This is a genomic window from Micromonospora sp. DT63 (assembly GCF_049841615.1).
GTDB lineage: Bacteria > Actinomycetota > Actinomycetes > Mycobacteriales > Micromonosporaceae > Micromonospora.
On sequence record NZ_JBNCKQ010000006.1, the window covers coordinates 47617 to 68921 of the forward strand.

A 21305-nucleotide genomic window follows, 5' to 3' on the forward strand; every position below is an offset into this window, starting at 1 on the left:
CGCCTCGGCGCCCTCCGGCCCGGCGGTATCCGGACCGGCGGCGGCGTGCGCCTCGGTGGCGGCCGGGGCTTCGCTGGCGGAAGGCCGCGCTTCGCCGGCGTCCGGCGGGGCGTCGGCGGAGGTGAGCAGGCCGCGCAGCTCCGCCGCGAGCGCCGGGAAGCGCTGCACGATGGTGTCCACCGAGACCGACGGGTCCAGCAGGGCGGCAGGCAGCCCGAGGTCGTCGACAACTGCCACGCTCGCCGACTCCAGGCCGGGCTGCTCGTCGCGGTCGAAGAGGCGGGACAGCAGCCGCCAGTAGAGGACCTGACGGCGGTTGGCGTCGGCGTAACCGCCGGTGGGGATCGGCGCGGTCATCGGCGCAGCAACCGTCCCGCGCGCTCGCGCAGCACGGCCACGGCATCGCCTGCCCGGGCCTCCTCCTTGGCGACCTTCGGATCGGTGACGCCGCAGGCCCAGTCGCCGTTGTGTGCCTGCACCGTCCGCCGCTTCACGGTGGCCCGGACCGCCAGCGGCTGGAGCAGCCAGCGGCCGTCGTCCCAGCGCAGGAGGCCCAGGCAGGCCGACGCGGCGGCGACCAGGTCGGCGGTCAGCGGGCCGGCGGCGGGAAGCCGGTCGACGGCGAGCGCCACCCGTTCGCCGTCCACCTCGATGCCGAGCGTGCCGTCCTCGTCGCGGCTCGCGGGGCCCTCGACGAGCACCGGCTCGGCGATGCCCGTCGGGTGCCGGTCGAGCGGGTCGGTAGCGGTCGTGCGCGCGGCGGGCAACCGCACGCGGGCGGTGGCGAACGGGTCGGCGGGCTCGTCGAGCTGGACCCGGTCGTCGACCCAGCCCAGGTCGCCGCCGCGCAGCGGCAGGTCGGTCACGACCAGCGCCCGCCGCTCGGCCAGCGCGGTGAGCAGCAGCGGGTGTGCCGACAGCAGCCGCCAGATCGCCGGCCCGACGATCGTGTCGACCTTCGCGGCGGCGACCGCCGTGCGGACCAGCAGCACCGGCCCGCCGTCCGCCGGCTCCAGGACGCCGTGCAGCTGGACCTGCACGGCGGTGTCGTGACTGTGCACGTCCACACCGAGCGGCAACAGCCGCCCGGAGACCGCCGTCGCCTCGCCGGTCGACGGTGCGCCCTCGGTGAGCAGGACGCCCCGGGCCCACAGGTCGGCCCAGCGGCGGGCCGGCACCTGCGCCATGGTGGCGACCGGCACGCAGGCCCGCAGCTCCGCCGCGAGACCGTCGAGCAGCACCGCGATCCGGCGCAGCTCCGGAACGGCCAGGCTGGCCTCAACGACCCCGGCGGCTGCGGAGAGCAGCTCGTGGTCGACGCCACGCCAGCCGGTGACCGCCACCTCGTGCCACCACGCCCGCGCTCCGGCGAGCGCGGGCGGCGTCTCGGCGGGCCTGCTGGTCGGCGTCGTCCACGGCGACCGGGTGCGGCCCACCGCCTCGTCGAGCTGCCCGAGCAGGGCGTCGTGTGCCGCGCCGAGCAGCGCCGAGCGCGCCCCGGCGAGCGCGGCGAGGTGCTCCGGGGCGACCGACCCGGCGGTGACCGCGTCGACCGCTGCGGTCACCGGGTCACCCAGTGGGGTGCCGGCCAGCGCGTCGGCGAGCGCGGCGAGCGCCGCAGCGCCCCGTTCGCCGATCCGACCGAAGCCGTCGGCGAGGGCGTCGTCGAAGCCGGCGACCACGTCGAGCGCGTCGCTCAACCCGGCCGGGACCGCGTGCAGGCGCGCGACCTGGGCCCCGCGCATCAGCGGCCCGCCCCGGTGGCCGGGAACCAGTGCAGCTCGGGCAGCGCGACAGTGCTGACGGGCAGCTCCAGGTAGGCCAGGTGGCGCAGGAAGCGGCTGAACACCACCGCCGCCGAGGCCGGCTCGGGCTGGCCGTCGAGCCGGGACAGCAGCCCGCTGCCGTCGGCCACCCCGTCGCCGACGTCGACCCGCAGGTAGCGGGCCACCCGGTCGACGCCGTACTGCAGGACGGCCTCGTCGGCGAGCGCGTGCAGGTGCTTGCACGGGATGCCGCGCAGGCCGCCGCAGGGCCGGTTGTTGTTGGTGCTGCACTGGTAGGCGTGGGTGCCGGCGGCGACCGACGAGACGTAGACCCGCTCGACGTCCGATCCGCTGGAGACCACGCCCTGCAACCGCCCGTCGGCAAGCTCGACGAAGGGCACCTTGGCCAGCTTGCGGGGGCGGGCCGGCGGCACCACCGCCACCACGCTGCGCCGCCGCCAGTCGGCTCCGTCGGCGTTCGTCACGTCACGGCCTCCCACATCGAGAAGAATCCAGGATGGTGCGCACGCCGGCCGGTGCCGGTGCCGCTACGACGACACGATCATGGACTACGGGTACGACAGGTCCGGTGGCGGCGCCGGTCCCGCGAACCGTTCGGCGCAGCCACCACGGCGTTCGGCTCGTGGCCGTGCCGGGCCGGGTCCGGAGCACCTGGCTGATAGTCGATCATCGATGGATCGGTTCGGATGTGGTCGCCGTTGGGGCGGACGGCGTGCCACGACGGTCCCGAACGACCCACGAGGAGAGGGATCAACCATGCGAGGGAACGCACGACGGGCCGCCGCCGCGGCCTTCGGGCTCGCACTGGGTGCCGTACTGGCGCTGGCCCAGGTCGCACCCGCTCAGGCCGAGTCGAACGGCGGGGTACGCGTGCTGCCGCTCGGCGACTCGATCACCGACGGCTTCAACGTGCCCGGCGGGTACCGCGTCAACCTGTGGCAGCGGTTGGCCGGCGGCGGCTACACAGTCGACTTCGTCGGCTCGCAGTTCAACGGGCCGGCCAGCCTCGGTGACCACGACCACGAGGGCCACTCGGGCTGGCGCATCGACCAGCTCGACGCCAACATCGTCACCTGGTTGCGTGCCACCGACCCGCGGACGGTCCTGTTGCACATCGGCACCAACGACATGAACCAGAACTACGACCTGGCCAACGCGCCGGCCCGGCTCTCCGCGCTGATCGACAAGATCAGGGCGACCGCGCCCGAGGCCGAACTCTTCGTCGCCACCATCGTCCCGGAGTCCGACCCGAATCTGGAGGCCCGGGTGCGGACGTACAACGCGGCCATCCCCGGGATCGTGGCGCAGAAGGGCAGCCGGGTGCACCTGGTCGACATGCACGAGGCGTTGAGCACGGCCGATCTCGCCGACGGCGTCCACCCCAACGCCGGCGGGTACGACAAGATGGCCGCCCGCTGGTACGACGCGCTGCGCTCGGTGCCGGGCAGCCTCGTCCCACCGGGCGCTCCGCCGGTCGGCACCCCGGTCGGCCTGGTCAACCCCAACTCCGGGCGTTGCCTGGACGTCTCCGGCGCCAGCACCACCGCCGGCGCCCCGGTCATCATCTGGGACTGTCACGGCGCCGCCAACCAGCGTTGGACCCGCACCGCCGCCGGGGAGCTGCGGGTCTACGGTGACCGCTGCCTGGACGTGCCGGGCGGCGCGAGCGCCGACGGCACCAGGGTGCAGATCTGGACCTGCAACGGCGGCGCCGCCCAACGGTTCACCTTCCGATCCGACGGGGCGATCATGCTGACCAGCGTCGGCAAGTGCGTCGATGTGGCATCGGCCGGCACGGCCAACGCGACAGCCGTCCAGCTCTGGACCTGCAACGGCGGCGGCGCGCAGCGCTGGTCCACGAGGTAGCGGTCCGGCGCCGGTCCACCTCGTGCCCCGGTGGACCGGCGCCCGCTCCTTTGCGCCCGGTCGGCCGCGCGGATGTCGTCGGGTCCGCGCGGATCGTCGCCGCCGCTGGTCGCGATCGGCCAGGATGGGCGGGGCGGCCGGGCCACGGCCGCGGCGAGGAGGCGGGCGATGCGGGTACGCGGCTGGGTGGACCGGGGGCGGTACGCCCGCGCGGCGGCGACACTGGCGGCTCTCGTCGCCGGCGCGGTGCCGCTGGCCGCGGTGCAGTCGCCGGGTCCGGCGGTCGCCGGCGCGGCGTCGGCCGGGGTGAGCGTGTGCCAGGTCCGCGACGACCGGCTCACCGAGATCTCCGGGATGGTCGCCACCGACGACGGGTACGTCGTGGTCAACGACGGCGCCGACGACGAGGCCCGCCTCCGGATCTTCTTCCTGGACCGGCGCTGCGCGGTGGAGCGGACGGTCAGCTACCCCTCCCGGCCCCGCGACACCGAGGACCTGGCCCTCGGCCGGGACGGCACCATCTGGGTGGCCGACACCGGTGACAACGACCGCAACCGCGAGACGATCGCGCTGTGGCGGCTCGCGCCGGGGGCGGACCAGCCGGTGCTGTACCGGATGAAATACCCGGACAATCCGCACGACGCCGAGGCGCTGCTGCTCGACGCGGCCGGCCGGCCGTTGATCATCACGAAGGGCGGCAGCGGCACCGTCGTGCTGTACTCGCCGACCACCGCGCTGAAGCCGGGGGCCACCACACCGCTGGCCTCGGTCGGCCGGGTGGTCCTCCCGTCCAGCACCACCAGCAACCCGTTCTCGTTCCTCGGGCGGGGCGTCGTCACCGGGGCGGCGAACGCGCCGGACGGCCGCCGGGTGGTGCTGCGGACCTACGCCGACGCGTTCGAGTACGACGTGACCGGCGGTGACGTGGTCGCCGCGCTGACCGGCGGCACCCCACGGGTCATGCCGCTGCCCGACGAGCCGCAGGGCGAGTCGGTCACCTACAGCCGCGACGGCCGGTCCCTGCTCACCGTCTCCGAGTCCGCCGACCAGCCGGCCGGCAGCCGCCCGACGATCCTGCGGTATCCGGCCCCGACGGCGACGGCCGCCGCCCCGCACCCGGCGGAGTCCACCACGGCGGCGCCGCCGTCGTCCCCGCCGGCCCGCCCGGCGGCACAGGCGGCCGGCATCGGGGGCGGTCGGGCCTGGCCGCTGGCCGCCGGCGCCGGGACGCTGCTGGCACTGTTCGCCGTGGCCGGGGTGCTGTGGCGGCGGCACACCGACCGACGCTGACCGACGGCGGCGTGCGCGCCACGGTGTGCGGGCGGGCGTCGCGTCGCGAGCCGCAGGGCCGGCGCGCTGCGGCAGGATGGGTGGATGTCCGTGCTGTCCGAGCTGCGCCACCCGATCGTCGCCGCGCCGATGGCCGGCGGCCCGTCCACCCCGGCCCTCGTGTCGGCCGTATCCGCCGTCGGCGGGCTGGGCTTCCTGGCCGCCGGCATGATCGACACCGTGCGGCTGGTAGCCGACATCGCCGAGGTGCGCGCGCGTACCGACCGGCCGTTCGGGGTCAACGTCTTCCTGCCCGGCGACGACACGGTCGACGAGGCCGCCGTCGGGGAGTACGCGCGGCGGCTCGCCCCGCAGGCCGACCGCTTCGGGGTGCGGTTGGGCGAGCCGGTGGGCGGCGACGACGCGTACCCGCAGAAGCTGGCCGCGCTTCTCGCGGACCCGGTCCCGGTGGTGTCCTTCGCGTTCGGGCTGCCCGACCGTGCCGTGGTGGCCGCCCTGCGGGAGCGCGGCACCGAGGTGTGGGCCACTGTCACCGGCCCGGCCGCCGCCACGGCCGCCGCCGAGCTGGGCGTGGACGCCGTCGTGGTGCAGGGCACCGAGGCCGGTGGGCACCGGGGCGGGATGCCGGACGACGACGACTACGCGCTGTTGCCGCTGCTCCGGCTGGCCGCGGCGCGGTGTGACCGGCCGTTGGTGGCCGCCGGTGGCATCGCCGACGGCCCCGCTCTGGCGGCGGCGCTGGCCGCCGGGGCGCAGGCCGCCCAACTCGGCACCATGTTCCTGCGCTGCCCGGAGGCGGGCAGCTCACCCCTGCACCGCGCGGCGGTGGCCAGCGCCGCGCCGACCGCGTTGACCCGGGCCTACACCGGCAAGCGGGCCCGCGGCGTGGTCAACGAATTCCTGCGTACGCACGACGCCGTCGCGCCGGCCGGCTACCCGCAGGTGCTGCACCTGACCCGTCCGCTGCTCGCCGCCGCCCGGCGCGACGGCGACGCCTCGGTGGTGAACCTGTGGGCCGGGCAGGCGCACCCGCTCGCCCGGGACGTACCGGCGGCCGAGCTGGTCGTCGAGGTCAGCGCCGCCGCCCGGGCCGCGCTGACAGTGGCGGCGCAACGGGCGACCCGCTGGGGCTGACCAGGCGACCTGTCGTCGATCCGGGCGGGCGGAACGGCCCGGACGCGCAACCCGTTAGAGTCTCGCCGTGATCGAGATCGGCGCGGACGTCGACCTGTCCCACCCACCCGACCGGGTCTGGCTCGCTCTGACGGATCGAGAGCTGCTCGGCCGCTGGTTCGCCGAGGCGGACATGGTGGAGGGGGTGCCGGACCGGCTGCTGCTGCACACGGCCGGCCTGCCCGGCTTCGACACCGACGTCGAGGTCGAGGTGACCGAGCGGCGGGTGCCGGAGCTGCTGGTGTTGCGCTGCGACGAGGCCGGTCGGCTCACCGAGCTGACCTGCGCCGTCACCGCCACCAAGCAGGGCAGCCGGTTGACCGTGCGGGAGGTCCCGACCCACGGTTCGTGGTCGGACGAGCAGCACGGGCCACGCGAACAGCAGCTCCGGCAGGCGTTGACCGTGCGCCTGCCGGCCATCCTCGACTGGCTCGCGTTCCAGCAGGTCGATCTGCGGCGTGGCGTCGCGGGGATGACCACCGAGCTGCCGGTGCTCGGCGCGTCCGGCCCGGCGCCGTCCCGGCGTCGCCGTCGTGCGGCGGTCGCCGGACTGGCCGCGGTCGTGCTGGCGGCAGGGCTGGCGGCGTGGCTGACGCTGCCGGGGGAGCCGGAGCACTCCGCCGCGCCGACTCCCACCTCGACGCCCACGCCGACGACGCCGCCGAGCATGGCGGCGGCGGCGCCGACCGCGCAGCCGACTGTGACACCGTCGGCGCGACCGTCGCGCAGCGTCACGCCGACCACCGCCCGTCCGAGCCGCACCCCGTCGGCGACGCCGTCGCGTACGCCGACTGCGGCGGTGCCACCGCCCCCACCGCCGCTGGCGGCCCGCTACGACACCGACTCGAGCCGGCTGTTCGGCTACACGGGGGAGGTGGTGGTCGACAACCCGGGCCCCGCGCCCGCGGAGCAGTGGGTGGTGGTGCTGACCCTCGCCGAGGGCAGCAGCGTCGACGACGTCGAGGGAGCGGACTGGCGTCAGGACGGGCAGGCCATCACCTTCAGCGGCCTGGCCGTGCCCGCCGGCGGTTCGCGGACGATCCGGTTCGACGTCCGCGACAGTCGGCCGAAGGCCAGGGAGCCGGAGGGCTGCACGGTGGGCGGCAACCCGTGCGCGGGGCTCTGACTAGGCTCCTGAAGCATGGCACTGCTGCACCGGGCGACACTGCGCCCCACCAAGCTCGAACTGCTGACGACCTGGCTGCCCGACCGACAGTGGTGGCAGGGGCCGGCCGGCGTCGACGTCGTGAGTCGGGGGGCGTACCGCTTCGACGACCCGGCCGGCGAGGTCGGCATCGAGACCATACTGGTCGCCGCCGGTGACTCCCCGGTCCACCAGGTCCCGCTCACCTACCGCGCCGAGCCCCTGCGCGACGCCGACGAGTGGCTGGTCGGCACGACCGACCACTCGGCGCTCGGCCGCCGGTGGGTGTACGACGGCTGCGCCGACCCGGTCTACGCGGCGGCGCTGACCCACGCCATCCTGGCCGGCGCCGGGCAGGCGGAGCAGTACTTCGAGGTCGACGGCCGGCGCGAGGTGCGACCGCCGACGATGGCGATCGACGTCAGCGGCGACGGTGGGGCGGTGCCGGCGATCGGCGCCGTCCGGCAGGTCGTCGACGACGTCGACACGGTCATCGTCACCGACGCGGTGGAGCTGGTCGTGGTCCGCCGGCCGGCCGCCGGGGCGGTCGGGGCGCAGGGCGCCGTCCTGAGTGGCGCCTGGGACGGGCAGCCGACGACCGTGCCGCTGGCGTACGCCCGGAGGCGGTGACTGCGGTGGGCGGCCCGAGCGATCGGGCCGCCCACCGCGTTCACCACTGGGCCGGAGGCGGCGGTGGTGCCACCGGCGGCCGGTCGTCGCAGGTGATGGTGTTGGGCAGCAGCCACGGGGCGAGCCAGCCGCCGTCGTTGCCGCCCAGGTCGGTGAGGGTGAATTCCGACCCGGCGGGGGTGAAGTGGAACGACCCGCAGTTGTTCACGCCCACCGCTCCCACGTTGCGGGCGTCCACGTTGGCGAACGAGGCCGATCCGGCCGAGCGGGCGCTGAGCACCGACGTGCCGGTGCCGTCGACCCGGACGTCGCGGAAGCGCACGTTCGTGATCGAGTAGAGGTCCTTCACCGGCCAGTCGCTGACCAGCATGATCGCGTTGTAGGTGCTGTCCAGGTACGCGTCGCCGGTCACCTCGACGTTCGCGTCGATGCTGCGGTCCAGCGCGAACATCCAGATGGCGCCGAGCCCGATGTTCCAGTTCAGCTCGTACGTCCCGGCGCGGGCTGTGGTGTTGGCGGTGAACCGCAGGTAGCCGGCGAACGGTTCCGCGCCGAAGCGCGCCCCGGCGTGCAGCCCGCTGCCCTCGCGGACCGGGTCGGCGACGAGGTTGTTGGAGACGGTGGTGTCGGTGCCGCCGTAGATGGCAATGCCGTTGGCGAGCGTCGGTGACTGCACGGTGTTGTGGTCGAACGTGTTGCGGGCGTTTGCCGTCTTCTCCGACCACATCGCCAGGCCGTCGTCACCCGTGTTGCGCACGAAGGTGTGCGCGACGAGGGAGTCGGTCACGCCGGTGTGGAAGTTGAGCGCGTCGGCGATCTGGTCGACGACGATGGTGTTGGTGACGCGGACGTTGCGCATCGGCCCGTCGAACCACAGACCCGCCTTGGTGTGCCGCAGGTGCAGCCCGTCGATCGTGGAGTCACTCATCGCACCACCGATCGCGTTGACCTGGTCGGTGTCGATGCGCTCGCGTACGTCGCCCTCGATGGCGAAGCCGGAGAGATGCACGTTCCGGCTGCCACCGTCGGCGGCGTCGCGGCCGTAGAAGCCGACGCCGGTGTGCACCGAGCCGTCCGGCGCGGGCGTGGACAGGGCCACCTCGCGGCCCTTGAAGACCGTGTACCAGTTGCCCGCACCCTCGATGGTCACGTCGTCGACGATGATGTGCCGGTTGACCTGGTACGTCCCCGGCGGGACGTAGACCTTCAGGTGGGTACGCCGGGCGAAGGCGACGGCCTTGTCCAGGGCGTCGGCGGAGTCCCGGCGACCGGTGGGGTCGGCGCCGAACGCCAGCACGTTCGCGGCGAGCAGCCGTACGCGCGGCGGTGCGACCAGTTCGGAGTCGAGCAGGTCGATGACCGTCCACGCGGCGGCGCTGCCGGCCGGCGCGGTGAGCCGGACCGTGTCGCCGGCCCGGTAGGTGCGCCCGAGCAGCAGCCGCTGTTCGTCGTAGAAGTGGGTGGGCCGGAACGGCGTGCTGATGCTCGGGTACGGCGTGGTGGCCGACGGCACGCACTGGCACTCGGTGATCCACCAGTCCGGGTGCAGCAGCCCGGCCTGCGGGTCGTTGGTGAACGGGTACTGGTTGTAGAGCCACGAGTACTGCGAGGTCAGCGTCATGGTGTGGACGTTCCTGCCGTTGACGGCCACCCGCAGCGGCGCGGTGATCCCGCCGCCGGCGGGCGCGTCCGGGATGCTGTACCGAACGGTGATCCCGTTCGCCGCGCTGGGCAGGACGAACTCGACGTACTCGCCGGGGGTGAGCCGGACGGCGCGGCGGCCGGACGCCTCGGCGGGCAGCGTGTAGGCGGACCGGTCGGGGCCGATGACCTCGCCGTTGGTCCGGGCGTTCTCGGCCTCCTGTTCGACGAAGTCGACGTCGGCCCCGCGTCCGGCGACCAGCGCCGGGTCGAGCGCCGCCCGGGTGACGACCGGCTGTGCGCCGGACGAGCCGGGTGGGCCGGCGGCGGCCACTGTGGGCCCGGCGACCAGCACGGCGAGGCCGGTCGCGAACGCGACGGCGGTGGCGACCGGGCGGCCCGGGCGTCCCCGTGCCGGCAGGATGCTGCGAAACATCGGTGACCCTCCTGGTGGGGTGGTGGTGGAGGTCCGCCCGGCGTACCCCCGGACGCCCGACATTGATCGTCATGATGCAGCACCGCACATCGCACTGCAAGACAACAATCGAAGATTGAAAAGAGCCGACTATAAGGCCGCAAGAAATGGACGGTTGGCGAGTTGAGGTGTCGCGCGTCGCGTGCGCCCTGACCACCCCGGCCGGCGTAGGCTGAGCCGCGTGGATCAAGAAGACCGGATCGCACTGTTCCTCGACTACGAGAACCTGGCGTTGGGGGCCCGCGACCACCGTGGCGGCGCGGACTTCGACTTCCGGCCGATCGCCGACGCGCTGGCCGAGCGGGGGCGGGTCGTGGTGCGCCGGGCGTACGCCGACTGGTCGTACTTCGACGAGGACCGCCGGATGCTCACCCGGTCCCACGTCGAGCTCATCGAGATCCCGCAGCGCATGGGCGCGTCCCGCAAGAACGCCGCCGACATCAAGATGGCCGTCGACGCGATCGAGCTGGCGTTCGAGCGCGACTACATCTCCACCTTCGTCATCTGCAGCGGCGACAGCGACTTCACACCCCTGGTCCACAAGCTCCGCGAACTGAACAAGCGGGTCATCGGCGTCGGGGTCGAGGGGTCCACGTCGGCGCTGCTGCCCCCGGCGTGCGACGAGTTCCTCTACTACGACCGGCTGGAGGGTGTGGACATCCCGCCCACCCGCAGCCGGCGCGGTCGCCCGACCCGGCAACCCGGCCCCGACCAGCGTCCGCCCGAGCCGGAACAGCAGCGCGAACAGGAACACGAGCAGGAGGCCGAGGGGCGGCCAGCGGGTGAGGAGCCCGGCCGGGACGTGGACGCCCTCGCCGTACAGGTGGCCCAGACGGTGGCCGGGTTGCAGGGCAGCGCGAGTGGCGAGGTGACCGCCTCCCGGCTCAAGCGCACCCTGCTGCGCAAGGACCCGACGTTCAGCGAGTCCGACTACGGCTTCCGTACCTTCGGTGAGCTGCTGCGCCACCTCGCCGAGCACAACGTGATCGACCTGGCCGAGGGGCCCGCGAAGGGCGACCCCGAGGTGTCCCTGCCCGAGCACGGCGACCGGGAGGTCGCCTTCGGGCTGCTCCGGGGCGTGGTGGGCGAGCTCGGCAGCGCCGGGAATCCGGTCGCGCTCTCCGGTCTGAAGAACCAGCTGCGCCGGGCCCGCCCCGACTTCAGCGAGAAGAAGCTCGGCTACCGCAGCTTCCTGCAGTTCTGCAAGGCCGCCGCCACCAGCGGCGCGGTCGACCTGCGGTGGAGCCCGGAGGCCGACGACTACCTGCTCACCGCCCAGGGGTGAGCGACCGCCTCCGGTAAGGCCCCCGCCGGCCATCGACAGCTGTCGAGCGGAAGTGCCGGGACTGCCCATAGGGTGGACGGCAGGGCTGCCCCGAGGGCGAGGTGACGGTCGGCATGTCGGGACGTGGCGAATGGACACTCGTCGGCCGCGACGACGAGCTGAAGACCATCGAGGACGTCGTGTCGGCGCGGGCGCCCGGCCTGGTGCTGGTCGGCGACGCCGGGGTGGGCAAGACGCGGCTGTTGCGCGAGGCGCTGGCGCGGGCCGCCGAGAACGGCGTGGAGTGTCACTGGGTCTCCGCGACCGGCGCGGCCCGCTCCATCCCGTTCGGGGCGGTCTCGCACCTCATTCCCGCGCCCAAGCGTCCGCGCGTCGACCCGATGGGCCTGGTCGTCACGGTGGAGCGCGACTTCGCCCGCCGCAGCGCCGGCCGCCCCGTCATGATCGGCATCGACGACGCGCACCTGCTCGACGAACCGTCCGCCGGGCTGCTGCACCAACTTGCCGTACACGGCTTGGCGGTGGCGGTGGCGACGGTCCGCGCGGGTGAACCACTCTCCGACGCTCTCACCTCACTGTGGACCGGCTCGGGCCGGCGGCTGGAGGTACGCCCCCTGCCCGCCACCGCCGTGGACCACCTGCTCGACGAGGCGGCGCCGGGGCCGCTCGACGCGCTCAGCCGCCGCCGGCTGCGCCAGCTCGCCGACGGCAACCCGCTGCTGCTGCGGGAGCTGCTCGCCGATGCGCTGGACACCGGCGGGCTGCGGGAGTCGCGAGGCGTCTGGCGGTGGCGCGGCACCGCGTCGGGCAGCCCTCGGCTGGCCGAGCTGGTCAGCGCCCGGCAGCGCGCCCTGGAACCGGCCGTCCGTCAGGTGCTGGAGGTGGTCGCCTGTGGTGAACCGCTCTCGCTCGCCCTGCTGGAACGGTTCGTCGATCCGGCTGCCATCGAGGCGGCCGAGCGCAGCGGCATGGTGGTCGCGGAGCGCTCCGGCGCGCGGACCGCGCTGCGGATGGCCCATCCGCTCTACGGCGAGGCGCTGCGCGCGAGCATGCCCGCCAGCCGGTCGCGCACCGTCTTCGGGCAGCTCGCCGACGTGCTGGCGAGCATGCCGCTGCGCCGCCGCGACGACGCGCTGGTCGCCGGCGTGTGGCAACTGCGCTCGGGCAGCGTCCGGCATCCGGGCATCGCGCTGGCCGCCGCGCGGCAGGCCATCGACCGGTTCGACATCGACCTGGCCGAGCGGCTGGCCCGCACGGCGTACGACGCCGGGCAGGGCTGGGAGGCGCAGTGGCTGCTGGCCCGGGTGCTGCAGTACCAGGCGCGCAGCCAGGAGGCGTTCGACATGCTGCCACCGGCGCCGCCGCCGGGCAGCAAACACCTCGCCATCTGGGCGATCACCCGGGCCGGGCTGCTCTACTGGGGTCTGGACCGGATCGACGAGGCGCACGAGACGCTGCGGATGGTGCCGGCGGGCTCGCCCGGGTACGACCTGGCCGAGGCCACCCGGTCGTGGGTGCTGTTCTACGACGGCCGCTGCGAGGCGGCGCTGGCGGTGGGCCAGGCCGTGCTGGCCCGGGCCGACACCGGCGTGCGGGCGGCCAGTTGGGCGACAATGGGCGCCGCCTCGGCGGCCGGGATGCTCGGCCGGCTCGGACTCGCGGCGGAGCTGGCCCACAAGGGCCGGGCGGTGCTCGCCGCCGAGCCCGAGCACCTGCCCTGGAACGAGGCGCAGGTCGGGCTGGGGCTCTGCTACGCCCGGTACGCCGCCGGCGAGCTGGCCGGTGCCGTCGAGCTGGCCGACGAGGGCTACCGCGCGGCGGTGGCCAGCGACGCGCGGGGGATGGTCGCCGTGTGGGCCGGGTTCCGGGGGATCATCGCCAAGTCGCAGGGGCAGCTCGACGGCGCGGAAGCCGACCTGCGCGAAGCCGTCGCCTTGGTCGAGGAGAACGACCAGTACCACCTGGTGCGGACGTACTGGGCCGAGCTCGCCGGCGTCCGGGCCCTGGCCGGCGACCTGCCCGGCGCCCGCCGCTGGCTGGCCGCGGCGGACGCGCGGGAGCGGACCGCGAACCGGATCTTCCACCCGTGGGTGGAGCTGAACCGCGCCTGGGTGCAGGTCGCCGAGGGGGATCTCACCGCCGCCATCCGCACCGCCCAGAATGCCGCCGACCTGGCCCGGGGCAGCGAGCAGCCCACGATCGAGGCGGTGGCGCTCTACGAGTGCGCGCGGCTGGGCGCACCGGAGCCGGTGCGGGACCGGCTGACCGCCCTCGCGGACCGGCTCGGCGGGCTCGCGTCGACCCTCGCCACCGCTGCCGACGGTCTGCTCCGCGACGACGGACCGACCCTGGAGGCGGCCGTGGACGACCTCGTCGCCCGCGGCCACACCCTGCTCGCCGCCGAGGCGCTGGGCGCCGCCGCCCGGGCGTACGCCCGCAGTGGTCGACCCCGGCTGGCGGTGGCGCAGCGAGCGGCGACGCTGGCCCGTGCCTGCCACGGCGTCCGCACACCACTGCTCGCCGCTACCGCTCCGGGCGCGGAGCAGGCGACGCTGACCCGCCGCGAACGGGACGTCGCGTTGCTCGCGGTCGACCTGTCCAGCCGCAGCATCGCCGACCGACTCGGGTTGTCGGTCAACACCGTCAACAACAACCTGGCCCGCGTCTTCACCAAACTGGGCGTGCGCAACCGCCGGGAGCTGGCAGTCGTGCTCGGCCACGAGCGGCCGGACGTACGGGCGGCGGGTCACCGCGAGCGATCCAGCCTCGACAGTAGGTAAGGGCGACTGATCTACCGGGTTACCGCACACCTTTCTACCGTGCGGTAACACACCTACCGGTGCACTCAGTCCCTGGAGGACGGCATGAGCCAACTGGATCCAAGCGGACCACCAGGACAGCGACCCACCAGGTCGTTCCACGTCCACAATGTTCTGTTCGCCGCCACGGTGGCGGTGGCGGTCGCCATGGTCACCGCGGTCGTCGCTCCGGCAGCCGGCGGCGCCTCGCCCACCCCGGTGAGCGCCACACCCGCCGCGGTGTCGTACGACGCGCCGCCCTGCACCCGGGAGCTGGAGGGCACGACCTGGCTGCTCGACCCGTGCGTCAAGGCGGGCGGGAAACTTCCGGTGGAGGTCGAGGCGCGGCTCGCGCAGATCCGTACCCAGAACGCGGCTGCCGCCGCCGACTGCCCGGACCCGAGTGGTTCGCCGTCGGCCTCGACGTCGGCGACACCGACCCGGCAGACCCGGCCGCCGGTGACGGCCCAGCCTGTCGCGCAGCGGGCTCCCGCCGCGACCGCCACCGCCCCCACCTCGACGGCGTCGCCCACCGGTTCACCCTCCTCAACGGCGTCGCCCACCGGCTCGCCCTGCCCCTCGGGCAGCGCGTCCCCCTCCGGGAGCGCGTCCCCGTCGGGCAGCTCATCCCCGTCGGGCAGCGCGTCGCCCTCGGGCAGCTCATCCCCGTCGGGCAGCGCGTCGCCCTCGGGCAGCTCATCCCCGTCGGGTAGCGCGTCGCCCTCGGGTAGCGCATCGCCCTCGGGTAGCGGGTCTCCGTCGGGTAGTTCCTCGCCGTCGGGTAGTGCGTCTCCGTCGGGCAGTTCGTCGCCCTCGGGTAGCGCGTCTCCGTCGGGTAGCTCGTCGCCGTCGGGCAGCGCCTCACCCAGCGGCTCGTCGTCACCCAGCAACCCGCCCGACCCGACCGACGGGCCGCCCTGGCCCACCGGCGGGCCGACCTCGCCGCCGCCCCCGCCGCCGACCGGCTGCCCGCAGGTCAACGGCAACCCCACACTGGTGGACGCCAACAAGGACCGTATCCGCTGCCGGGAGGTGCAGACCGTCGAGGACGACACTGTCCTGACCCTCACCGGGGACTCGATCAGCTCGTCGCACCACCAGTTCGGCTTCGGCGTGGGGCCTGGCTGCCCGATGACCTCGTTCGACGACCGGGGGATGCCCGGCAACAACGGCGTCTACAGCTACGGCCGGCGCTACTTCGACATGGACGGCAGCATCGTCGACTACGACAACTACGCGCGCACCGGATACGGCACCGGCGACATCATCGCCGGTCGCGCCGGCCCCGACGCCTGCGGCAACGGATGGGGGCGCGTGGCCAGCCCGCTCGGCCTCGCCACCGCGCGCATCGCCAAGGCCAAGGCGGACGGGCACAACGCGTACCACGCCACCACCGGTGGGGTGAACAACACCAACTGGACCACCGTCCTGACCCGGCTGGGCATGTGCCGGGGCCTGGAGTTCGCGGCAGAGGCCCTGGACCCGTACGGCGTGTTCCGCTTCGAGTGGGCGGCCGTCGGCGGCAAGCAGGGCATCGTCACCAACGGCGGTGGTTGCAACTTCTGGCTCGACCTGCCGGTCGGCGAGGACTACTACATCAACATCGGGGTGCCGCGTTACAACGGCCCCGCGCAGTACGCCGGCATCACCGCAGACGCCACCACCATCGTCAACTCCCTGCTGGGCGCCGGCGCGGACAAGGTGGTGTGGATGCTGTACTACGACATCACCCCGGCGAACATCGACGTCGGCCAGTACGGCTGGGCCAAGCTCAAGTCGCTGCTGCCCACCGGATTGCAGTCCTACCTGCCCTCGGCGCCGGTGTCGACGCTGCAACCGCTCATCGATCCGCTCTGGGTGGGCACCGTGCGGGGTGTGATCAGCGACCTCAACTGGGCCATCCAGCTCGGGGTCCCGTTCGACCCGGCCGTGCGGGTGGCGTTCGCGCCGCCGTTCACTCCGGGTGACATCCAGATCACCGCAGAGGGTGGGTCGCCGCATCCCAGTCCCTCTGGGCAGGACAAGTTGGCCAGCACCCTGGCTGGCGTGCTCAGCGGTATGTGACGGGGGCCTGATTCATCGCTCAGGACGGGGAGGAATCGCCGATGCGGTTCCTCCCCGTCGCCCGCACAGGTGGAACTGTGTCTGAGTTGCGGCTATTAATGCGGTATATGCTCACCTGCGCCGTACCCCCAGCACGAAAATTGCTATACGGTCGGCGAATGAAGGTGGAGGAACACTGGTGGAACGGTGACACGACCCCGCGCGGGCGCCGGGACGTGTATATCCGTACTGACGGGCAGGGTTGGGAGGTCCGCGCCCAGATCGGTGGGGCGTCGGGTCGTGAGCGGGTGCAGCAGTGCCCCAGCCGGGCCTCGGCGGCCATCCTCGCCGACGCCTGGCGCGGTACGCACCCATCCTGGCGCGAGCTGAAGCAGCGCTGATCCGGCACCGGGCCGGGCCGGCAACGCTCCTGGGCTCCCGCCCGGTGCGCTCCCCGGCCCGCCCGGTGTTCGACTCACCCCCCGACCGTCAGCGCGTCCCCCGGTAGCTGTCGGCGATGGCGGTCCGGCTCGTGGGTCACTGCTTCTGGAACATGACCGAGGCGACGTCTGCCACGAATGCCGACGCCCAATCGAGCTGGGGACAGTTGTCGCGGATCCGATGGAAGGTGCCGAACGAAGGAACCTTCACATGCCCATACCAACCAGCGGATACCGCGAGGTGGCCGAGGACCTCGCCGCACGCATCAGAAGCGGGGAGTACGCACCGGGTGAGCGGTTGCCCACCTACAACGAACTCTCCGCTATCTACGACGTCAGCGTGACCACGGTCCAGAGGGCGGTCATCGTTCTGCAGACCCGTGGTCTCGTGGTGGGTCTTCAGGGCCGCGGCCTGTGGGTCGCAGAAGAGTTGCCAGCCTGATCAGCGCCGCCCCGCACGCGCACCATCGCCGGCGTGGAGCGGCCGGTGGCCGGGTCCGCCGAGCGCTTTCCGTGTTCCCCGCGGCAGGCCGGGTACACGGGGGCGGTCCGCGCCCGATGGAGGTCGCCCATGTCGCAGGGTCCCGACGAGGAGAACCCCAGGCTCGACGAGGAGATCCGGGAGGCCGAGCGCCGGCTCGCCGACCTCGCCGCCTCGTCGGACGACGCGCTGACCGACGACGACGCCCGCGTGCCGGACGACGCCCCCTCCGAGCAGGAACCAGAGTAGGGCCTGTCCGGCACCAAGAACCGGACAGGCCCCGTGCTCCGGGACGGGCTCAGCGCTTGAACGTGAAGGTGAAGTCGCCGGAGAGCTTGCCGCTCAGGCGAACCGTCGAAACGATCTTCCCTTCCTCGCTCAGCCTGTCGACCTCGGCTCGGGAGAGACCGAAGCCCTCGGCGATCAGTCGCGCGGGCCGGACCGGGATTCGTGCGCCGAAGCGGACCGCGACGTCGACCATCTCGCGGTCCAGGTGCGCCGATCCGTTGGTGTCGAGACGCCAGCGGCCGTCCCAGTCCAGGACGAACCGGTTGCGACGCTGCACGCCCGGCTCCTGAAGCAGTTCGGCGATCAGGCGACTGTCGTTGTCGTGCAGTTGGTCCAGCAGCTCAGGTCGGATGGTGCGGACCGTCGTCCGTTCCAGGACCGTGAGCTTCACCGTGTCCCCGCACCCGACGCAGAGCGCGAGGAGCCAGATGTCGATAAACTTGTTGTTGGCGTTGACGCGGAATTTGCCGCTCGGCCGAAGGTGCGGGGACGCGCACACGTGGCAGCGGCGGCGAATGATGGGCAGGCAGGTGGGCACGACGGCCCATTGTGAGAGCACAGAGGTACACCGGTTTCAGTGAGAAGTCCGCAGCAAAAAGGAGCGCGGCGCACAGGCGCGACGCGCGTATCAGCGCTCGGGAGGTCTCACAGGGTGTACAACGGGACGTCCTCGCCTCGACGACAGGTTGAGGCAGGACGCTAACGGCGCGAGCGCCGCCACTCCACCGGTTTTCTCAGGCGGTCGGGACCGGCAGCACCACGCCGTCGGCGGCCGACCGGTGCGCCAGCTCGATCAGCTCGACAGTGGCGACCGAGTCGCGCGGGTCCACCGGCATCGGCGTGCCGTCGCGCAGCGCCGCCGCCACCTGGGCGTAGAAGCTCTGGTACGCCCCGGGCTCGGTAGGCGTCGGACGCAGGTCACCGTCGACGCCGAGCAGGCCGTACCGCTCCGGCGGGACCTCGCCCCAGCCGGGCTGGTCGGGTCGGCCGCCGTCGTGCAGCGCCGCTTCCTGCACGTCCAGCCCGTAGGTCGTGTAGCCGGCCCGGTCGCCCAGCACCCGCAGGCGCGGGCCGAGCTGGGCGGTGATCGCCCCCATCCACAGGTGCGAGTGCACGCCGTTGGCGTGGGTCAGCGCCACGAACGCGTCGTCGTCGACCTCGGCGCCCGCGCGGCGGCGGTCGACCTCGGCGTAGACCCGATCGACCGCGCCGAAGAGCTGCACGGCCTGGTCGATGAGGTGCGCGCCCAGATCGAACAGGGCGCCGCCGGCCTCCTCGGTGCCGGCGAGCTCCCGCCAGCCCGGCTTGATCGCCGGGCGGAACCGCTCGAACCGGGACTCGAAGCGCAGCACCCGCCCCAGCTCGCCCCGCTCGACGAGCCCGCGGGCGGTCAGGAAGTCGCCGTCCCAGCGCCGATTCTGGAACACCGTCAGCGGAACGCCGAGACGGTCGGCCTCCTCGACCAGCGCCCGGGCGTCGGCGGCGGTGGGGGCCAGGGGCTTGTCGACGACGACCGGCAGGCCGGCCGCGAGGGCCGCCCGCGCCATCGGCACGTGCTGCCGGTTTGGCGTCGCGACCACGACCAGGTCCAGATCCTCGGGTGTACGCCACAGCTCGTCGGCGTCGTCGACCAGGCGGGCGTCCGGGAAGTGCTGGTGCGCCTGCTCGCGCCGTTGCGGATCGCGCGTGACGATGGCGTCCAGCCGCAGTCCGGGTGTCGCGGCGATCAGCGGCGCGTGGAACACCCGACCCGCCAACCCGTACCCCAGCAGACCGACCCGCAGCGCTTCCGCCATGCCGTACTCCCATCTCCTGACCCGCGCCCTGGACCGGCGGCGGTGCCGGTGCTCGAATCTACGCCGCGCGCGGTCGGGCCTGGTCCGGGCCCGGCGTCCCTCAGCCCACCGGGTCGGCGCGCAGATAGGTGAGCACGGCGAGCACCCGGCGGTTGGTGTCGTCGCTGGGTGGCAGGTCGAGCTTGAGCAGGATGTTGCCGACGTGCTTTCCGACGGCGGCCTCGGTGACGTGCAGCCGGCCGGCGATCGAGGCGTTGGAGCGGCCCTCGGCCAGCAGCGCCAGCACCTCCCGCTCCCGGCCGGAGAGCGCGGCGAGCGGGTCGCGGGGGCGGTGCAGCAGTTGCCGCACCACGTCCGGGTCGATGGCGGTGCCGCCGCCGGTGACCCGGCGCAGCGTGTCGACGAACTCGGTCACCTCGGCCACCCGGTCCTTGAGCAGGTAGCCGACCCGCTGGCCGTCGCCGCTGTCCAGCAGCGCCGCCGCGTACCCCGTCTGCACGAACTGGCTCAGGACCACCACCGGCAGGCCGGGACGCTCGGCGCGCAGCGCGACGGCGGCGCGCAGCCCGTCGTCCCGCCGACCGGGTGGCATCCGGATGTCGGTGAGCACCAGATCGGGTTGGTGGGTGCGGGCCGCCTCCAGCAACTCCGGCGCGGACCCGACGGCGGCGCACACCGTGAAGTCGAAGCGGGTCAGCAGCGCGACCAGGCCCTCGCGCAGCAGCACCTCGTCCTCGGCGAGCACCACCCGGGTCAGCGGCGACATGGCAGCTCCACCCGGACCAGCGTAGGCCCGCCGGGCGGGCTGGCCAGCAGCAGCCGCCCGTCGGCGGCGGCGACCCGGTCGGCGAGACCGGTCAGGCCGGTGCCCCGGGCCGGGTCGGCGCCGCCGCGCCCGTCGTCGGACACCTCGACCACCAGGTCACCGCCGGCCCGGGACAGGCGCACCTCGGCGCGGGTCGCCCCGGCGTGCCGGGCCACGTTGCTCAACGCCTCCGACACCACGAAGTACGCGGTGGTCTCGACGATCTCCGGCAGCGCCCCGTCGACGTCGGCGTGCACGGTGACCGCGACGGGCGCCGCGTCGGCCAGCTCGCGTACGGCCCCGGCGAGACCGAGGTCGGTGAGGCTCTGCGGCCGGATGCCGTGCACCAACTGCCGCAACATCACCATCAGCCCGCGCGCCTGGTCGTGCGCCACGGCGAGCGGCCGGGCGGCGGGGGAGTCCTCGGGTACGTCCAGCCGGGCCAGACCCAGTTGCAGGGTGAGGCTGGTCAGCCGGGGCTGCGCGCCGTCGTGCAGGTCCCGCTCGATGCGGCGCCGTTCCGCCTCGTACGCGCCGACCAGCCGGGTGCGGGAGCGGGCGACCTCACGCAGCGCCGCCGCGTCGACCGGCGAGCCCAGCGCCCACCGCGCCACGGCGGCCTGACCGGCGGCGAGCAGCCCGACCCCGTAACAGAGCACCGGGAGGAGCAGCAGTCCCACGACCGCGTACGGGATGGCTTGGCCGGTGCTCTCGATCGGCCGCCAGATCACGACCGGGTCGGAGTCCCCGGCCAGCCAGGGGCTGGTGACCATCCCGATGTCGAGTAGCACCAGCACCAGGAACACCCAGTACGCGACAGGCACGAAACCGCCCAGCCAGAAGAGGTACGCGACCTCCCGCCAGCCGGCCGCCGTGCGGTAGCGGGCGGCGAGGCCCGGCCACGGTGACGCGGGCAGCGGTCGGCCGTCCACGAGGCCGAGCCGCCACCGTTCGACGGCGGCCACCGGGAAGCTCACGATCGGCGCGAGGGCCACCAGGGTGAGGCTGCCGACGGCCAGGAACAGCATCAGCGGTATCTCCGGCGGCCTGTCGTGCAGTCGCAGCGCGTTGGCGGCGGCCAGAAGGGGTGCGCCGATGACGAGCAGTCCGACGCTGAGCACGCCGGCGATCGGCACGGTGCTCACCAGGTAGGCCAGCGCGCGCCAGGGCCAGGCGGAGATCAACCAGTCGCGTCGGCGCAGCGTCGCGGCCAGGTGGCGGGGGTGTTCCGAGGTCATGCCGCAGACGCTAATCGCCGGTCAGCGGGCGCCCCAGCCGTCCAGATCCCCTTTGCGGGGTATGCCCAGCACTACCGGCCGAGCGGGTGTGCGGGGTCCGGAAACGGGAAGAACGCGCCGTCACG

The 21305-nt window shown here is 73.7% G+C and carries 19 protein-coding genes and 1 pseudogene; 11 read left to right on the forward strand and 9 right to left on the reverse strand.

Annotated features, from left to right (window positions below; translation table 11 throughout):
- Positions 1-96: 96 nt before the first annotated feature.
- The 3 genes and pseudogenes from ACLQ27_RS21760 to ACLQ27_RS21770 form a co-directional block, all read right to left on the reverse strand.
- A pseudogene (locus ACLQ27_RS21760) lies at positions 97-357 on the reverse strand (VWA containing CoxE family protein); the annotation flags it as partial.
- On the reverse strand, positions 354-1745 hold the full coding sequence (locus ACLQ27_RS21765) for a hypothetical protein (protein WP_425868372.1): 1392 nt from the start codon (positions 1743-1745) through the stop codon (positions 354-356). The gene ACLQ27_RS21765 and the pseudogene ACLQ27_RS21760, both read right to left, overlap by 4 nt.
- Positions 1745-2212: a hypothetical protein gene (locus tag ACLQ27_RS21770; RefSeq protein ID WP_234582301.1), complete on the reverse strand. Its 468-nt coding sequence runs from the start codon at positions 2210-2212 to the stop codon at positions 1745-1747. The genes ACLQ27_RS21765 and ACLQ27_RS21770 overlap by 1 nt, the downstream gene beginning before the upstream one ends.
- 331 nt (positions 2213-2543) lie before the next feature.
- Here ACLQ27_RS21770 and ACLQ27_RS21775 point away from each other — a divergent pair, with 331 nt between their 5' ends.
- The 5 genes from ACLQ27_RS21775 (at position 2544) to ACLQ27_RS21795 (ending at position 7890) form a co-directional block, all read left to right on the forward strand.
- On the forward strand, positions 2544-3653 hold the full coding sequence (locus tag ACLQ27_RS21775; protein WP_357495191.1) for a lectin: 1110 nt from the start codon (positions 2544-2546) through the stop codon (positions 3651-3653).
- Between the two features lie 168 nt (positions 3654-3821).
- Positions 3822-4943, forward strand: coding sequence for a hypothetical protein (locus tag ACLQ27_RS21780; protein ID WP_357574461.1), 1122 nt, complete (start codon positions 3822-3824; stop codon positions 4941-4943).
- Positions 4944-5027: 84 nt separating this feature from the next.
- Positions 5028-6077 carry a nitronate monooxygenase gene (locus tag ACLQ27_RS21785; RefSeq protein ID WP_357574460.1) on the forward strand — a complete coding sequence of 350 codons (1050 nt, stop codon included), beginning with the start codon at positions 5028-5030 and terminating at the stop codon, positions 6075-6077.
- A 67-nt stretch (positions 6078-6144) separates the two neighbouring features.
- Positions 6145-7242: an SRPBCC domain-containing protein gene (locus ACLQ27_RS21790; RefSeq protein WP_357574459.1), complete on the forward strand. Its 1098-nt coding sequence runs from the start codon at positions 6145-6147 to the stop codon at positions 7240-7242.
- Between the two features lie 15 nt (positions 7243-7257).
- On the forward strand, positions 7258-7890 hold the full coding sequence (locus ACLQ27_RS21795) for a CG0192-related protein (protein WP_357495183.1): 633 nt from the start codon (positions 7258-7260) through the stop codon (positions 7888-7890).
- 40 nt (positions 7891-7930) lie between these two features.
- Here the strand turns inward: ACLQ27_RS21795 and ACLQ27_RS21800 are convergent, their stop codons facing one another.
- Complete coding sequence (locus tag ACLQ27_RS21800) at positions 7931-9967, reverse strand: glycosyl hydrolase family 28-related protein (protein WP_357574457.1); 2037 nt, start codon at positions 9965-9967, stop codon at positions 7931-7933.
- 220 nt (positions 9968-10187) lie between these two features.
- Here ACLQ27_RS21800 and ACLQ27_RS21805 point away from each other — a divergent pair, with 220 nt between their 5' ends.
- Together ACLQ27_RS21805 and ACLQ27_RS21810 are read left to right on the forward strand one after the other, a co-directional pair.
- On the forward strand, positions 10188-11291 hold the full coding sequence (locus ACLQ27_RS21805) for an NYN domain-containing protein (protein WP_234582260.1): 1104 nt from the start codon (positions 10188-10190) through the stop codon (positions 11289-11291).
- A gap of 113 nt (positions 11292-11404) precedes the next feature.
- The gene (locus ACLQ27_RS21810) at positions 11405-14071 is read left to right on the forward strand and encodes an AAA family ATPase (RefSeq protein WP_425868377.1); all 2667 of its coding nucleotides are present in this window, start codon (positions 11405-11407) and stop codon (positions 14069-14071) included.
- Between the two features lie 65 nt (positions 14072-14136).
- Here the strand turns inward: ACLQ27_RS21810 and ACLQ27_RS21815 are convergent, their stop codons facing one another.
- The gene (locus ACLQ27_RS21815) at positions 14137-15096 is read right to left on the reverse strand and encodes a hypothetical protein (RefSeq protein WP_425868378.1); all 960 of its coding nucleotides are present in this window, start codon (positions 15094-15096) and stop codon (positions 14137-14139) included.
- On the opposite strand from ACLQ27_RS21815, the gene ACLQ27_RS21820 reads away from it, so the two are divergent.
- The 4 genes from ACLQ27_RS21820 to ACLQ27_RS21835 all read left to right on the forward strand — a co-directional run bounded on the left by ACLQ27_RS21820 (position 15086) and on the right by ACLQ27_RS21835 (position 17302).
- Entirely contained in the window at positions 15086-16153 is a 1068-nt protein-coding gene (locus tag ACLQ27_RS21820) for a hypothetical protein (RefSeq protein WP_234582257.1), read from the forward strand. The two genes, ACLQ27_RS21815 and ACLQ27_RS21820, sit on opposite strands and share 11 nt — an antisense overlap.
- A 158-nt stretch (positions 16154-16311) precedes the next feature.
- A complete protein-coding gene (locus tag ACLQ27_RS21825; RefSeq protein WP_030335934.1) occupies positions 16312-16533 on the forward strand; it encodes a hypothetical protein in 222 nt (73 codons plus the stop codon).
- Positions 16534-16783: 250 nt separating this feature from the next.
- Positions 16784-17014 carry a winged helix-turn-helix domain-containing protein gene (locus ACLQ27_RS21830; protein ID WP_357574453.1) on the forward strand — a complete coding sequence of 77 codons (231 nt, stop codon included), beginning with the start codon at positions 16784-16786 and terminating at the stop codon, positions 17012-17014.
- A gap of 129 nt (positions 17015-17143) precedes the next feature.
- Positions 17144-17302: a hypothetical protein gene (locus ACLQ27_RS21835; RefSeq protein WP_234582256.1), complete on the forward strand. Its 159-nt coding sequence runs from the start codon at positions 17144-17146 to the stop codon at positions 17300-17302.
- A 49-nt stretch (positions 17303-17351) separates the two neighbouring features.
- On the opposite strand, the gene ACLQ27_RS21840 is transcribed toward ACLQ27_RS21835, so the two are convergent.
- The 4 genes from ACLQ27_RS21840 to ACLQ27_RS21855 form a co-directional block, all read right to left on the reverse strand.
- Positions 17352-17879, reverse strand: a complete 528-nt coding sequence (locus ACLQ27_RS21840; protein WP_425868381.1) for a DUF1062 domain-containing protein — start codon at positions 17877-17879, stop codon at positions 17352-17354.
- 196 nt (positions 17880-18075) lie between these two features.
- Positions 18076-19137 (reverse strand): Gfo/Idh/MocA family oxidoreductase, encoded by a 1062-nt coding sequence (locus ACLQ27_RS21845; protein ID WP_425868383.1) that lies wholly within the window; start codon positions 19135-19137, stop codon positions 18076-18078.
- Positions 19138-19237: 100 nt separating this feature from the next.
- Positions 19238-19903 carry a response regulator transcription factor gene (locus ACLQ27_RS21850; protein ID WP_425868385.1) on the reverse strand — a complete coding sequence of 222 codons (666 nt, stop codon included), beginning with the start codon at positions 19901-19903 and terminating at the stop codon, positions 19238-19240.
- Positions 19891-21180 (reverse strand): histidine kinase, encoded by a 1290-nt coding sequence (locus ACLQ27_RS21855; RefSeq protein WP_425868387.1) that lies wholly within the window; start codon positions 21178-21180, stop codon positions 19891-19893. The genes ACLQ27_RS21850 and ACLQ27_RS21855 overlap by 13 nt, the downstream gene beginning before the upstream one ends.
- Positions 21181-21305: the final 125 nt, after the last annotated feature.